Raw genomic sequence first — 15,085 nt, 5'->3', positions numbered from 1 at the left:
CGTAATACGCTCGCTGTTATTATTCCCTGGTTATTATAAAGTCCATTCTTAAGAACATTTAATAACTTAATAACTTCATAAACAAACCGTTGTACCGGTTTTTCCTTATAAAAAGCTTTTTAAAAAATGAATAGTTTTTAACGCGGCGGTGAATAATATGCATAGGCTTCCTAAAATCATTGTTGGAGGTGGCTATGTATGGGGAAAGTTATGTCCGAAGAAACAAAATATAAATTAGCTAATGATCTCGGCTTTGGTGACAAAGTCAGTGATCATGACTGGAGCGACGTTACTACGGGCGAAGTCGGTTCCATGGTTCGAGAAGCGATTAAACGTGGTGAGCAAGCAATAGCTGAAGAAGCGAAAGCAAATGGTGCAGTTCATCAAAATGTAAAATAAAGCGAAGAATACCCCAGAGCTTGATATGAGCTTTGGGGTATTCTTCGCTTATATAACATGAGTATTGTCACACGAATGAGGCTTGAACGTTTAGCGGTGGGCTTATCGCAGGAGATTTTCAAGGTTATCTTTTACTATAGCTCTATCACAATTTTGATTATATCTTGTCGCGATGAGGTGCGAGGAAAATAGTCTGGATAGCTGCAGAATTATTTGGTATAATTGGACTAAAAAGCTGGCCTGCTTTGACGGGAGCTACTATGGAACCTTCTACCATACTATTAATTGCCTCGCTTGGGGCTATTGCTGTCTTATTGATGTTGTATATCTATATCTTTATGTTCGAAAACAGGTTTTTTATTGGCCTGTGGTTTACCGGCTGGGTCATCATTGCCTTTAATTATAGTCTGGATGCTTTCTTCCCCAGCGTGCTGAGACAAAACCGCCTGATTTTACTTCTTAGTTTAAGTTCATATTTCTATGCAAACCTTTTAATATCTTGGGGGACTTTTATATTCCTGAAAGTCAAAGCTGGAATATCCCTATTTTTAAGCATAGGAATCATTTGGTTATTGTTTTTTATCTTTTTCTCAAAACAGAATTGGTCGGATCTGCAGATGATTCAATACACTTTTTTAGCGGTATTTGCCCTATCCTTTTGTGTCGGCGCGGCTATGATCAGGTCGGCCAAAAGGTACGGAAATCTCGCTCTTTTTTTAGGCTTATTAAATATGGCTTGGGTTGTCAATACCGTTATCTTTTCTTATATTCTAAAAATGCCCCAGATGGCTCCCTATATTGTTTCGCACATGATCTTGCTCCTCAACGCAATCGGGCTTATTCAGCTTGTTTTTAGAGATCAAAAGGATAAAATTGCGCGCGGAGCGGCTCACATAACTTACCTCACTTACTGCGACGAATTGACTGGATTGTATAATAAGACTTATTTTGATAAGAAAATACAAGAGCTGGCCAAAAACAATGACTGCCTGCCTATCTCCCTGCTCGTTGGTGATATGAACGGGCTAAAGTTCGTCAATGATGTTTTTGGGCATCAGGAAGGGGATAATTGGCTCAAAAGGATGGCCCTCATTATTCAACAGTCCTGCCGTCAAAACGATATTATAGCAAGATGGGGCGGCGATGAGTTCGCGATTATTCTTCCAAACACGGACAAAGAAACAGCTCTCAGTATTTTGCATAAGATTAGTGCAGCCTGTAAAAACCAGCAGAAGACAGATATCCTTTTAAGCATATCTTGGGGTGTGGCAACTCAAACCGATAGTGAAGCTGATTTGTCCAAAAGCTTAAAAGAAGCTGAAAAATTAATGTATGAAGTTAAGCTTGTCGAAGGCAAAAAGGCCAGGTGGGCCATCGCGGAAACATTAGGTAAACTGTTGCAAGAAAAAGATTATGAAAGCAAAGAACGCCTGGAAAGATTGGAATCTCTTGCTAAAAAATTCGCACTTATTCTTAATCTTTCCAAGGAAAACCTCAATAACCTTGTGCAGGCTACAAAATTACAGGACATCGGAAAAATCGGCATACCTGAAGATATTGTTCTGAAGAAGTTCCATCTTACTGAATCAGAGTCGTTGATCATGAAAAAACATGCCGAAATCGGCTATCGAATTGCTCACGCATCGGGAGAATTTGCCCATCTCGCCGATACCATTTTATATCACCATGAATGGTGGAACGGCCATGGCTATCCTCAGGGGCTTAAAGAAGAGGAGATTCCTCTTTTATCGCGTATCATATCCATTTTGGACGCCTTCGATGCCATGACTCACCAGCAACCCTATAAAGCCGCTAAGACTATAGACGAAGCTCTACATGAACTTTGTCTCAAAGCAGGAACCCAGTTTGATCCTGCTTTAGTCCCGATCTTTATTAAGATGATGACCAATAAAGCCTCAGTTAAAACTATAAAGTAACCCGGAAAAGTGGCCGAACAAAAGACTGGTTTAGTTAGCTGCTTTATATTTATCGGTATATTCAGCCCTCGTTGGCTTGCCTGTTACTTTCACCGGGGCGGTGGCAATCGACCAGTTGTTTTCAATATGCGGGCTGATCGTGCCTTTATCCTGGATATATTGACTTATTAAATTGCGGATTTGGCCAGCTTCACCATAGGATTTTTGCGAATCAAAGAGAATTTTTGCCGGATGATCTTGATCTACGCCGATAGCCGCCATATAACCGCCGCCGCCGTTTAAACGGTAGCCATTGATGGCCAAGCTGAAGGTGTCCGTATTTTTAACCGAACGGCCCCGGTAGGTGAGATGCCGGATGCGCTGCCCGGCCGGGCGGGTAATGTCAATGACATAGTCTATGCCTTGAATTATGTCAAAATTGTAGTCCGGCGTGCCGTTATTGTTTAGACCGATGGCGGTGTCGGACGGGCGGAATTGCCGGTAATAAGCCGCGGCATGCTCCAGGTATTGCCGAAGCTGCGTGCCGCTGATTTCGATGGTATACAGATAACTTTCATACGGGCATATGGCGGCGACATGCTGTAAGCGGATCTCTCCCGGGTCAATACGAGCAGCCGGATTATACGGGGGAGTGGCGGACAATTGGGCTTTTCCATAATGGCGTTGGACAGTGTTGATTAGATTGATCAGCGACGTGTCCTGTAAAGTACCGTTGGTCATCGTAAAGGCAGCAGTCGCGGTGCCGATCTTGGTATTGAGATACTGAAGAGTAGCATCATGATAAAGCCGGGCTACCGTTGTGACGGCCGGGTCTTCCGGTATGCCTTCGGTTGGAAGATTGGCAGTGGCAACAGCCGTGACTTGCCAGTGGCCGTTTTTTTCCACAAGCGTCAAGTCGGCTTTGCCGAGAAATAGTCCCCAGCAGGCCGGTTCGAGCACCGGAATACCGTGGACAATGCTTTTGTCGTAGACAGTGTTGCCACGATTGTCTTTTACCGGCGTAGCGTTATCGAGGAGGTAATGGTTATGGCCGGCGATAATCAGCGCCACTTCCGGGCAGGCTTTGGCGATGGCCGCCACCTGATTTTCACCGGGAAGGGCTTCCTGACCATCAATCTCCACGCCGGAATGGCTGGCAACAATAATTACATCTACTCTATTTTTGATTTCGTTGATGATTTGCCTGACTGTTGCCACCTGGTCGGCAAATTGCAAACCAGCGTAATTTTCGCCATTTTCCCAGTGGGGAATGGTTTGGGTCGTTACCCCGATGATACCCACCCGTATGGGCGCGAGTTTATCGGGCGCGGGAATTTCTCTAATAAGGTAAGGCTGAATCGGTTGCCAGACTTTTTGAGTCTGATTGTCCAAAGTGTTGGCTGATAAAACCGGACACTCAGCCGCTGTGATCGCTTTTTGCAGGAACGCCAGGCCAAAATTAAATTCGTGGTTTCCGAGGATGATCGCGTCATAATGCATAGCGTTAAAAGCAGCTATTACGGGATGGAGCCGCCAGTCTTTGATCACGCTGCTGTAAACAGTGGTCAACGGTGTGCCTTGCAGAAAGTCCCCGTCGTCAATCAGCAGCGTACGGGAATTTTTTGCCCGCTCGCGCGCAACTAAGGTACTGACTTTGGCTAGACCGGTTTCGGCCGGCGCAGCGGTGAAATAGTCCCAGCCGACGATGTGACCATGGGTATCGGAAGTGGCCAATATAGTGACGGTAACGGGCGAGGCGGTTACTGCGGCTGCAGGCAGTATCAGGGTCGCGGCAACAAGTAAAAGCAACACTAGTCTACTGTGGAAAAACATTGTACCGAATTTGCGCAAAGTTACCCCTTCTTTCCGTTCTATGGGATTTTGTCTTCGACCGTTGTATGTCTGCTTCCTGCCAGAAATATCCTAAAAGCCAGGAAATATTTTTACTTATCTGTTAATGTTTGTTAATAAAATACTTACAAACATTAACAGATGTAAATTACAACTGAATTTATAATATAAATAAGACTGCCTTATTAGCAATAGCAAAAGAGGGGGAGGATTCGTTTGCATACGATGCACACTCCAAGGAAATCTTCAAAGACGCCGTGGCTGCGAAAACAAATCGCGCTGTCGCTGGCGATGGGGGCACTAATTGTCACCGTGCCGGACTGTGTTTACGCAGAGGATGAAACCGTCTTCCAACTGGACCAGGTAGAGGTAACAGCCAACCGGATCGAGCAGAAAGTGGCCCAGTCACCGAATGACGTTACGGTTGTCACCGGTGAACAAATCCAGCTTAAAAACGCTACAACAGTGGCTGAGGCCTTGAACGGGGTAAGCGGTATCATCGTGGAAAGCAATGGCGGCTCCGGCGGCAGGACCATCCCTTATATTCTGGGGTCTGACCGGATCGTGGTTTTGATTGACGGCAAGCGCGTAAACTTGCCGCAAGGGGTTGCCGGCAGTAATGGCGGTGTGGACCTGAGTACGATGATGTTGCCGGGGAATGTCGACCGCATAGAGGTGGTTCGCGGCGGCGGTTCGGCGTTGTATGGCGCGGATGCTGTCGGCGGAGTGATTAATATTATTACGAAAAAGAGCTCAGGCGCTACGCAGGGTACGGCTACAGTGGCGGCGGGCAACTACGGCGGGCGACTGTATGAACTGTCGGTCGGCGGCCAGGAGAATAAGACCCATTGGTTTATCGGCGGACATCAGGACCTGAATGACGGGCAGCGCGGCAACGCCCACTACGAAGGCAAGTCAGCGAATATCCGTCTGGATCAGGACCTGCGGGATGGTGAAGCACTGTCGTTTACATACGATTATTACAGCAGTTATTCGGGAGTCCCGGGCTCTCTGCAATATCTGTCGTTGACCGATTATCAGGATATTTTGCGTCATAATTGGAGTATGGCTTATACTAGGCAGCATGCCGACGGCATCCGCACATTACGTTATTATGATAATGAACAAGTGTATTCCGGCGATATCGGCGGTGATTTCCGGGATCAAAATAAAGTGCGTGCGTTTGAGTATCAGGACAGTGCTCGCCTGAACCGGGACAACCTCCTGACCTGGGGCAGCGAGTGGCGCAAAGACGAAGTGACCAGTACCGGGGAAGGGAACACCCCCCACAGCGGCATAACCAGGGCAGTATTTATTCAGGACCAGATCAGTATCGGCGACCATGCCACATGGACAGTCGGCCTGCGGCACGATGACAACAGCCTTTACGGAACGCACTGGCTGCCCAAACTAAGCTTTTTATACCAGGGCAATGCGCAAACCAGTTATTTCGCCAACTGGGGCAAAGTATTCAGAGCGCCAAGATTTGATGACCTTTATGGCAATGATGGCTGGGGGAACACCGGTAATCCCAATTTACGCCCGGAAACCGGCTGGACCGCTGAAGTTGGCGTAAAGTCCAAGCTCAACGCGGCTAATGAAGCCACCCTTTCGGTCTTCAAACGTACCCTTAAAGATGCTATTCGCTGGCAACCCGAAGATCCGTCTGATCCGTGGTCGTCTTACCATCCCCAGAATATTGATCAGCTTACAACAACCGGCTTCAATCTGAGCTTGACCAGCAGACTGTCAGAGGCGATCACATCGGACATCGGCTATACTTATCTTGACAGTAAAGACCAGAGCGGCGCCTGGATCGGTGACCCGCACAATTCTTTTCATCTCGGGTTTAATCTGCGTTATGCGCATTTTAGGCAGAATATCACCGCTTCTTACATGGATGAAACCGGTACCGGGGCAAGCAAGGTGGGCGGTTATTTTACCGTTAATACCTCGCTGAACTATGATCTTGACCCGCAGTCGTCGCTGTTCTTAACCGTCAACAATCTTTTTGATAAAAAATATGAGGCGTACAAAAACTATCCGGCGAACCGGCGCACCTTCCTGCTCGGGATGAAGAAGAGGCTGTAAAAAAAAAAAACGCCGTCATGACCTGACCCCAAAATGAGTGGCTGTCTTTGTTATTAACGCTCCCCCTGTAGGAAGTATCTTTCTTAAAATATAGTATCTACCGCAAAAGTGCCTACTTTTATGTTGGAAGAATAACACATATAATCAGATAAAACGACCAAACATATTGAAGGTGATGCGCATTGTTGGACAGACCAGATTTTCTTGCGATATAATGATCTTAAATATTATTTTGCTGGAGGGAATTAGAGCATGAAAAAAGTAGTCGCTTTTATGGGAAGTCCAAGAAAAAATGGCAACACGGCCACCCTTGTCAAAGAAGTTATTCGGGGAGCACAAGCGGCTGATGCCGAAACAACTATTTTTAACCTGTATGATATGAACATCAAACCCTGCCAGGGCTGCCTCGTTTGTCGTAAGACCGGTCAGTGCGTGATGCAAGACGATTTCCAGAACATGTTTAAACATATTGTCGATGCCGATGTTGTGGTTTTCGGCTCACCCGTATACATTTGGCAGGTTACAGCTCAAATGAAGCTGTTATGGGATAGAATCTGCGGCTTGTTCGATGAAAACTACAAGCCCAGGTATGCCGCTAAAAGCCTGATCATGGTATATTCCCAAGGAAATCCGAACGCACAGGCTTTTCAGACATCCTTTCAAACCAATGAAGCGGTGCTTAAGATGCTCGGCTTAAATGCAGTTGATACCATTTTAGCAACGGGCGGCGGAGACCCCAACACCGCAGCCAATAATAAAGAGCTTTTATTAAAAGCTTATGAAGCAGGAAAAGCCGTTTAGCCAACCGGGCCAGAGCAAAAGGCACTTTTCCATGCTGCCGTTTTTTCTAAAGAAGCCGGCTATCCTTTCAGTGGTGCGTTAAGCAATGCAACATCAAAGTTGAAAATGTACTCGAACCAGGAGCAGGAAAACATGCTCAACCGCCATTTAGCCGGGTTTGAGGTGATAAACCGCAGCGGGGACCCTTCTATCCGGTCGATATTGGCGGAATTGGAGCTGGCTGTGGCAAACGAGTATTCTATTGAAATTAAATACCGTACAAGTCACGATGAGCAACCACGTAATAGAGTTATTGACCCTTATGGAATGCTTTATTGGAACAACGTTAAAAGCAATGATCCGCAAGAGGGTGAAATGCTCGCTCAATACCTTTCCAAGTTTCCTGTAGAACGCTTGAATCAATTGACTGTATACGGAGGCGACAAACCCGTTGCTGATGTTCACAAAATTCTTCCTAATCTCCGTGCTTTGTCGATGGCTACCCTGAAAAAGAGCTTGCTCTCTTACTTTGCGATAGGATGGACAGGCTATGTTCCACCGGCTTGCAGGCACACCGAATTGCATATACCTGAGAAGTATGCACCGTGGTTGTGGGGATGGCCTAACCGTTTCCTGAATCGAATGGCGGACGCCGATACGCGTGTAATACTTGTGGCCGGGGAAGGTGAATTCTCGGCAGGCTTTGACACACCGGAAGATATAAAACGTTTACCGCCTAATTATACAGGTGGTATATGGACAAATCGTATTGATAGAATTGCGCCGTTATTTAAGAATAATGAATAGGTAATCTGCTGGATTTCCTGTTAAACTTCGTAATTTATCCGCATTCGCAAAACTCCAATTTCGCGGATCAGTATCACGTATCTATCAAAACACAGTATGTCTTGGCGAACATACAAGTAGGTGTTTTCTTTTCACCGAATAACCACTCCAATGCACATCGAGTGTGTAGCAAAGAAGAATAGCAAAAAAGGTTATATGCAAACATCTCATTGGAGCGACGTTACTACGGGGGAAGCTGGTTCTATGGTTAGAGAAGCCATCCGGCGTGGTAGTGAAGCAGTAGAAAGAGAAGCGCAAGTTGAAAATGGTGCAGTTCATCAGAATGCTAAATAAATAAAATGACCTGAAGTTTCATTAGTGAGACTTCAGGTCATTTTTTGGTTTGCCCCGAATGGGCGATAACTTGGTGGTGAAAGTCCACTACTACAGGCTTGGCAGTAGGAACTGTTAGCAGAGGCATTGCACTCAAGCTATTGAACCGCCGTATACCGAACGGTACGTACGGGGTGTGAGAGGTTGGCATAACATGCCATTGAGCGGATGCTTGGGGAATTTTACCAGTATATGCTAATTATTTTTTTCTGTGAAATAATATAATAATGCTACAACTGGTATACTTAGTCCGAGAATAGATGCAAACATCCAGCCACCATAAGCATATGCCCAGCCGCCTAATGCAGATCCAATTGCCCCACCGATAAAGAAAACAGCCATAAATACTCCGTTTACGCGCCCACGTATTTCGCTGCCTAGTGAATAAATCGCACGCTGACCAAGAACGAGATTACCGGATACTGCCATATCTAAAGTAATGGCTGCAATGACAAACAGCATTAAAGCGATGGTTGAAGAATCTTTAAATATATGTGTAAGCAAAAAAGATAGAATCGCAATGACAATGGCCAAACCCGTCAATCGTTTGGTCCAGCCCTTATCGGCCAATCTTCCTGCGATAGGAGCAGCTATGGCACCTGCCACACCGGCAAGGGCGAATAAGGCAATGCCCTGCTGTGACAAATGAAAATGACTGGCCAGCCATAAAGGGATTACCGTCCAAAACAGACTGAAAGCACTGAATAAGCAAGCTTGGTAGAACGCACGGCGGCGTAATACAGCTTTCGTTTTAAATAGTGACCACAAGGAACGAATTAAACCACCATAATTCGTGGTCGGCAAAGGGTTTCGCGCGGGAAGAACGAAAGCTAACAGTACAGCCAATATAGTCGTAATGCCGGCAGAGAGAATAAAGATTGCCTGCCAGCCCCAAAGGTCAGTAACAAAGCTTGCTACTGGCCGGGCAAGCATGATTCCGAGCAGCAGCCCGCTCATTACATTGCCTACCACTTGGCCGCGCCGTTCTTCCGTTGCTAAATGAGCTGCATAGGGCACCAGTATTTGCGTTGCTACAGAACCCAGCCCGATGAACATTGACGCCATAAGAAAAAATAGTGCATGATGCGTAAGGGATGCTGCGACTAATGCGCAAATCACAATTACTAATGTGGAGGAAATTAACCGTCGATTTTCAATGAGATCACAAAGGGGAACAATAAATAATAATCCAGCAACATAGCCAATTTGCGTTAACGTTACGATTAATCCTGCTGACGCTAGAGGAAGATGGGTATCGGTACTGATAGGGCCAACTAAAGGTTGCGCATAATAAAGATTAGCAACAATCACGCCACATGCAATAGCTAGCAGAACTGTAATCCAATTTGGGACTTGCCTGGTTTTTGATTGTACAGTATTCATATAATATCCCTGCCTTTAGTTTTTTTACGTTTTATATTTTTTTGTGCCACAATATAAATACTAAACGTATAGTTTAGTTAATGATTAAATTATAAACTAAACGTTCAGTATTCGTAAAGATATATTTTATTTTCTTATGAAAAAATATTTAGTATAATGTACGTATAGTTTTGATTGGCGAAAATACACAGGGAGGTATTTTTTTGGAAAAGAAAAAAGGGCGTCCTCGTAACGCAGCAACGGAAAAAGCGATTCTTGCTGCTTCCTATGATTTGTTGCTAGAGAGTGGCTTTGGAACCGTAACTGTTGAGAAAATTGCTGAACGGGCCAAGGTGAGTAAAGCGACTATTTATAAATGGTGGCCCAACAAAGCTGCGGTTGTTATGGACGGCTTTCTATCTGCGGCTATGTCTAGGCTTCCCGTACCGGATACAGGTTCCGTTATTAATGATATAGTCATTCAGGCTAGCAATTTAGCCAAGTTTCTAACTAGCCGGGAAGGCAAAGTAATCAATGAATTAATTGCAGAAGGACAATTTGATTTAAAGTTGGCGGAAGAATATCGATCAAGGTATTTTAATCCTCGGCGACTTGATTCGCGGCGAATTCTAGAGCGAGGGATGCAAAGAGGAGAGCTAAAGAAAGACTTGGATATTGAATTGTGTATTGACTTAATTTATGGTCCACTTTTTTATCGTTTGTTAGTAACAGGCGAAAAATTAGATGAATCTTTTATAAGAGTCTTAATAAATTATGCTTTTGAAGGCATTCAGTTAAAGAGATAATTTATAGAAACGAATGGTGGTTATCTTATTTTTATCTACATCGTTATATAGTAACCTCACATTGGTCGGATGTTCGATGGTCAGAGAAGCGATTAAACGCGGTGAGCAGGCGATAGCGGAAGAAGCTAAAACTAACGGAGCAGTTCATCAGAACGCAAAATAAAGAAAGATGAGCTGTCGCAATAGCGATATGAAATTATCGCTGGCGACAGCCCTTTTTGGCAAAAAATGATCGGGAAAATCGAAAGTCCTTTTTCAGATAAAGCATACTCTACTCTTGGGGGAATTTGAGGATATTCTTTACGGATAATAAGTCCGTCATTCTTCAATTCTTTTAATTGAGTACTTAGTATTTTATGCGTAATATGAGGGATACTGCGTTTGAGTGCTCCATACCTTAACGTAGCTTCACAGCCCAGTTCGTAGATAATCCTCAATTTCCATTTGCCGTTTATAATTTCAAGAGTGTATTCAAAGGGAGCTTGTTTACTTCGGCATAATGATTCCATGTATTTTACACTCTCCTTTTGGTAAGTATACTACGAATAAGTGCATACTTACCATTTTTTATTATTTCATTATAATTATAATAAGAACTGTAAAAATTTCAAGTATAAATATGTAACGAAAGGAGAATAAAGTGTTGGAAATATTGGAACCAATCAGAATTAAAAACGTGGATTTTAAAAATCGAGTGGTGATGGCACCTATGGTGCCTTTTGGAATGCCGATCCAACCGTCCGGCTCCATGAGTGATAAGGTTCTTCAGCATTATTTGCAAAGGGCATCGAATGGAATGGGGCTTATAATTACTCAAGCCTTCTCGGTCACTTCCCGAAAGAAACATGATGGAGGAATTGGTGTTTACTCGGATGACCATAAAGCCTATTTAAAAACATTGACTAAAGTGTATCACGCTGAAGGGACGAGGATTTTTGTACAGCTTGCCTATCCCAGCGCTGGTTTTCACAGGGGAGATTCGATTAACGATCTATCGGAATATGATATTAAAACAATTAAAGATGAATTTGTTTATGCGGCAAAACTTTGCAAAGAAGCAGGGTGCGACGGAATAGAATTGCACGGAGCCCACGGCTTTTTCCTCAATATTATGGCATCGTCTCTAGCGAATAAAAGAGAAGATCAATATGGTGGAGACCTTGACGGAAGGCTGCGGCTGGTGAAAAATATTGTGGAAGAAATTAGGACGTTTGCAGACGAACCCTTTATTATATCCTATAGGATGGGATGGAACGGCAGCCTGGAAAATGACATTCGTATGGCACAGGCTTTAGAGCGCGGCGGAATAGAACTGCTGCACATTTCTTCCGGCATACCTGCAGTTAGAAAGATGGAAATTCCAGATGAATTTTTCTTTAATGAAATTGTTTATACAGGCATACAGATAAAAAAGAATGTCTCCATTCCGGTGATAGTAGTAAACGACATAAGAACATTGAGCAGAGGAAATTATCTGATTGAAAACGGATTATGCGATTTTGCCGCATACGGCAGGCCCTTTTTAGCTGATGCGGCCTTTATGACCACATCTTTGAATAATTGCGATTACGAGCCATGCTTACGATGTAAGACTTGCCAATGGTTTATAAATGGAGAAAAATGTCCGGCTAAAATAAACGGAGTCGGATAAGATGAATCAAGAAGAGAGGAGAGGATTCATATGAATTTGATTGAAAATAATAAAGTTTATGGTATACATCATATTGCAATCCGCGCAAAGGATTTTGAAAAAACAGTCCGCTTTTATATAGAGGTACTTGATTTCAACATCCGGCATATATGGTCACTGCCTGAGTTTAACTTAAAGCAGGCAGCCATGTTGAAATCCCGTGACGGCAGTTCTTTCATTGAAATATTTGATAACGATGCCGATATAGCAGCTGAAGGCAGACGTCCCTTGGCAGGCGAAGAACCGGTACAAGGCTCTTTGCTTCATTTTTCAGTTCTTGTCGATAATGCAGAGCTTGCCTATAGTCGGGCATTATCTGCCGGAGCAAGTCCTTGTGTACCTCCGATGACATTGTTTCTTGGTGATCCTCCTTTAGCGGTAAGGAATGCACTGGTATATAGTCCTAACGGTGAGGTTATAGAGTTTATGGAAAGCAATAATCTATGAGGATTATTTTTCCTAAGGTTATATACGAACATCTCATTGGTGAAAAGTTAGAATCGGGGTCGGGGAATGAAAGTTGTCTTTCCGTAAAAAAGGATTTGTTTGTTCACTAAAGAACTATGGATCTATACGATAAAATTTGGAGGAGAATTCTGTGGAGGGCAAAATACCAGAAGCTTCAATCAAATGCGAAGCAAGACGTACGTTCCTCGCGCTCTGTTCGCCAAAAACACGACTTTTACATGAACCTGTTTCCGATCCCTATTTGGTTTGTGGACATCCAAATCCAGCTGGCCTTGGCGATGCAGGCCGCTTTTCGCAGATGGGTTCTTGGGGGCAAAGTTCGGTTTTGTTTCCTAAGCTTGAGACCTATCGTACAGCAGACAAATGCGGCAGAGCACCTTATGGTGGTGCGGAATATGGCGTGCCGCAGACACCTGAAGCCGACGCCGTGTGTAGAAAAATTGCGGCATTGCATAGAGGTCATGGCGCCGTCATCTGTCCGTCGGGATTATCCGCGATTGCAACAACTTTAGACGCGTTTTCACCGAAAGCGGTTCTTATCCCTGATAATGTATATGGACCAATGCTCCGGTTTCTGAACCGGCGACGCATAAAACCAATCCGTTATCCAGCAGGTGCTTCGGCAGATGAATTTCGCTCGGCCCTATTAAAAGCGCGTAGCGAATATTCGCTACGCGAAGACTTGCTTGTCTATATTGAGGCTCCGGGCAGTGGTACTTTCGAAATCCCCGACATCGACGGTATGATAGCTATAGCACAAAATGCCAAATTACGTACTGTTATGGACAACACATGGGCAAGCCACGTCCGGTTTCAACCTCTTGAACGCGGCATCGATATTGTTGTGCAAGCAACGACAAAATACGAAGGCGGATATGGTGATACGCCATCGGGAATTGTTATCGCCAAGCATCCCCAAGATCTGCAGATCATCGCCGATGAATTGCGCGCCACCGGTAACGGCGCAGTCGCACCAATGACTTGCTCGCGGCTTTATCACAGAATTGATTCCACCGAAGAACGCCTCAATCAGCACGCCCACACCGCTCAACGGCTGATCGAATGGTTCTTGAAACAGCCTTTTGTCACCGACGTCCTTTCCCCGACTTTGGAAACTTCACCTTATCATGAACGTTTCCAGCGCTATTTTGGCAAAGGAAATGGCCTTTTTAGCGTCGTTTTCCCTCCGGACCTGCCGGCAAAGCAGGTCGAGGCTTTTGTTGATGCCCTAAACCTGTTCTGGGTTGCTGAAAGCTGGGGCGGGCATTTGTCCCTTGTATTGCCGGTGCATGCCAAGCGCGAAGTTACACCCCTGCCGGATGGTTATATTTTACGCTTCCACGCCGGACTGGAAGACTACCAGGATCTTTTGCGTGATCTCAACCAAGCGGCAGGGTGTTTATAGGAAAAATGCGCTTGATTTGATACGGCTGCATGATTTCGAGTCATGCAGCTTATTTTTTGTGATTAGGTACGAATTTTAGTTTAGGAGAATCGTAAGCGTCAGATGCTTACTAACTCATTCCGCGCAAATTTTCCATGGCTCATGGCGTGATGATTACTATCATATTTTAGGCCAGCCGCTAGAGCCGGACAATAATAAGGTTACATCCACCAATATGCTGAGTGGAAAACGATTATTAAAGGCAATAGTGTGAAAGGCTTGCATGGTAAAATTTACTTTTATAACATTATACAGGGCGAACTGGGTTTGTTATTGCTTAGTTTAAGACCCCCGGCAGTATTGCAATCTCACGATATGCTTCGCTGGCCGAGCAGCACCGCTTGGAACTACAGCAGGTTTATGATCTTATTGGGGGGAGCTAAGCCGTATGGGTATGGAAAAGTAAGAATTACAGTAAAGCAAGTCATGCTGGAAAAAAAGGTGTGATTTTGCATCGCTGATTGAGCAGCCGGAGCAGGAGATTGATCAGGCGGAGTGGTATCAATATATTGATACCTTTATTGTGACAATGGGCGGGGAAGCGTATTTTGATGCCGTCCATTTTCTTCAATATGGACAAAGTAAACAGAAATTTTTAAGTATACCTAAGCGATGGGATAAGCTTTCTGACGAAACGGAAGGCGGGGCTATCTTAAGCATTGGCGCCTGCAAAGAAGATATAAGGGCCAAGGGTAACCAGTGGGATAAAAAAAGTAGAGTATCCATTGTTCTCCGGAAAGCAAAGATTGTCTTTATTCTATTTGTCGTCGACCTCCAGTAGTGTAAAAATACCGGGAGGTCGACGACAAATAGGCCATTGGTCCCAAAACAGTATGATGAGCATTTTCAGGTATTCGATCGATCATACATACCGAGTTGTATCGTACGATACTACTAGTGAAAAAACGGACGGTATCCTGATTTTACTGGCATTGAAATGGGTTTATAGCTTACCTATAAGGGATTGAAACTTGCCGGAACGTTTTTGACTTTGGGTATGTTGTCAACCGTTTATAGCTTACCTATAAGGGATTGAAACTAATCAACCGGTCCGGATAGTACAAGTTCATTCAAAGTTTATAGCTTACCTATAAGGGAT

Annotated in this window: 14 protein-coding genes and 1 CRISPR repeat array (1 of these 15 only partly in view); of the genes, 11 read left to right on the top strand and 3 right to left on the bottom strand. The window is 44.5% G+C overall.

Annotated elements, in window-relative coordinates; translation table 11 throughout:
- Nucleotides 1–198: 198 nt before the first annotated feature.
- Entirely contained in the window at nt 199–399 is a 201-nt protein-coding gene (locus tag MAMMFC1_RS20850; protein ID WP_126310315.1) for a small, acid-soluble spore protein, alpha/beta type, read from the top strand.
- 260 nt (nt 400–659) lie between these two features.
- Entirely contained in the window at nt 660–2,336 is a 1,677-nt protein-coding gene (locus MAMMFC1_RS20845) for a bifunctional diguanylate cyclase/phosphohydrolase (RefSeq protein WP_126310314.1), read from the top strand.
- Nucleotides 2,337–2,366: 30 nt separating this feature from the next.
- Here MAMMFC1_RS20845 and MAMMFC1_RS20840 read toward each other — a convergent pair whose 3' ends face one another.
- Nucleotides 2,367–4,127 carry a bifunctional metallophosphatase/5'-nucleotidase gene (locus MAMMFC1_RS20840; RefSeq protein ID WP_158618841.1) on the bottom strand — a complete coding sequence of 587 codons (1,761 nt, stop codon included), beginning with the start codon at nt 4,125–4,127 and terminating at the stop codon, nt 2,367–2,369.
- Between the two features lie 264 nt (nt 4,128–4,391).
- On the opposite strand from MAMMFC1_RS20840, the gene MAMMFC1_RS20835 reads away from it, so the two are divergent.
- The 3 genes from MAMMFC1_RS20835 (at nt 4,392) to MAMMFC1_RS22140 (ending at nt 7,844) form a co-directional block, all read left to right on the top strand.
- Nucleotides 4,392–6,257, top strand: a complete 1,866-nt coding sequence (locus tag MAMMFC1_RS20835; RefSeq protein ID WP_232035850.1) for a TonB-dependent receptor plug domain-containing protein — start codon at nt 4,392–4,394, stop codon at nt 6,255–6,257.
- Nucleotides 6,258–6,509: 252 nt separating this feature from the next.
- Nucleotides 6,510–7,058 (top strand): flavodoxin family protein, encoded by a 549-nt coding sequence (locus tag MAMMFC1_RS20830; protein ID WP_126310311.1) that lies wholly within the window; start codon nt 6,510–6,512, stop codon nt 7,056–7,058.
- Nucleotides 7,059–7,190: 132 nt separating this feature from the next.
- Complete coding sequence (locus tag MAMMFC1_RS22140) at nt 7,191–7,844, top strand: WYL domain-containing protein (protein WP_197723863.1); 654 nt, start codon at nt 7,191–7,193, stop codon at nt 7,842–7,844.
- A gap of 567 nt (nt 7,845–8,411) precedes the next feature.
- Here the strand turns inward: MAMMFC1_RS22140 and MAMMFC1_RS20820 are convergent.
- Nucleotides 8,412–9,599, bottom strand: coding sequence for an MFS transporter (locus MAMMFC1_RS20820; RefSeq protein WP_126310310.1), 1,188 nt, complete (start codon nt 9,597–9,599; stop codon nt 8,412–8,414).
- Nucleotides 9,600–9,802: 203 nt separating this feature from the next.
- Between MAMMFC1_RS20820 and MAMMFC1_RS20815 the strand changes: the two genes are divergently transcribed.
- On the top strand, nt 9,803–10,384 hold the full coding sequence (locus MAMMFC1_RS20815; protein ID WP_126310309.1) for a TetR/AcrR family transcriptional regulator: 582 nt from the start codon (nt 9,803–9,805) through the stop codon (nt 10,382–10,384).
- A gap of 131 nt (nt 10,385–10,515) precedes the next feature.
- On the opposite strand, the gene MAMMFC1_RS20810 is transcribed toward MAMMFC1_RS20815, so the two are convergent.
- On the bottom strand, nt 10,516–10,893 hold the full coding sequence (locus tag MAMMFC1_RS20810; RefSeq protein WP_126310308.1) for a winged helix-turn-helix transcriptional regulator: 378 nt from the start codon (nt 10,891–10,893) through the stop codon (nt 10,516–10,518).
- 131 nt (nt 10,894–11,024) lie between these two features.
- Between MAMMFC1_RS20810 and MAMMFC1_RS20805 the strand changes: the two genes are divergently transcribed.
- The 5 genes from MAMMFC1_RS20805 (at nt 11,025) to MAMMFC1_RS21195 (ending at nt 14,767) form a co-directional block, all read left to right on the top strand.
- Nucleotides 11,025–12,035 carry an oxidoreductase gene (locus MAMMFC1_RS20805; RefSeq protein WP_126310307.1) on the top strand — a complete coding sequence of 337 codons (1,011 nt, stop codon included), beginning with the start codon at nt 11,025–11,027 and terminating at the stop codon, nt 12,033–12,035.
- A 30-nt stretch (nt 12,036–12,065) separates the two neighbouring features.
- Nucleotides 12,066–12,521 carry a VOC family protein gene (locus MAMMFC1_RS20800; RefSeq protein ID WP_126310306.1) on the top strand — a complete coding sequence of 152 codons (456 nt, stop codon included), beginning with the start codon at nt 12,066–12,068 and terminating at the stop codon, nt 12,519–12,521.
- 151 nt (nt 12,522–12,672) lie between these two features.
- Nucleotides 12,673–13,947 carry a trans-sulfuration enzyme family protein gene (locus MAMMFC1_RS20795; protein ID WP_126310305.1) on the top strand — a complete coding sequence of 425 codons (1,275 nt, stop codon included), beginning with the start codon at nt 12,673–12,675 and terminating at the stop codon, nt 13,945–13,947.
- 354 nt (nt 13,948–14,301) lie between these two features.
- Nucleotides 14,302–14,433: a hypothetical protein gene (locus tag MAMMFC1_RS22760; RefSeq protein ID WP_269471852.1), complete on the top strand. Its 132-nt coding sequence runs from the start codon at nt 14,302–14,304 to the stop codon at nt 14,431–14,433.
- A gap of 76 nt (nt 14,434–14,509) precedes the next feature.
- Nucleotides 14,510–14,767 carry a hypothetical protein gene (locus tag MAMMFC1_RS21195; protein WP_145987668.1) on the top strand — a complete coding sequence of 86 codons (258 nt, stop codon included), beginning with the start codon at nt 14,510–14,512 and terminating at the stop codon, nt 14,765–14,767.
- 160 nt (nt 14,768–14,927) lie between these two features.
- Nucleotides 14,928–15,085: direct repeats of the CRISPR family, unit length 30 nt; unit sequence GTTTATAGCTTACCTATAAGGGATTGAAAC; it runs 1,399 nt beyond the window's last position.

Origin of the sequence: Methylomusa anaerophila, from assembly GCF_003966895.1 — a bacterium.
Taxonomy (GTDB): Bacteria; Bacillota; Negativicutes; order Sporomusales; family Sporomusaceae; genus Methylomusa; species Methylomusa anaerophila.
Note: the sequence above shows the minus strand (reverse complement) of the source record. Positions and strands in the feature narration are given on the sequence as shown.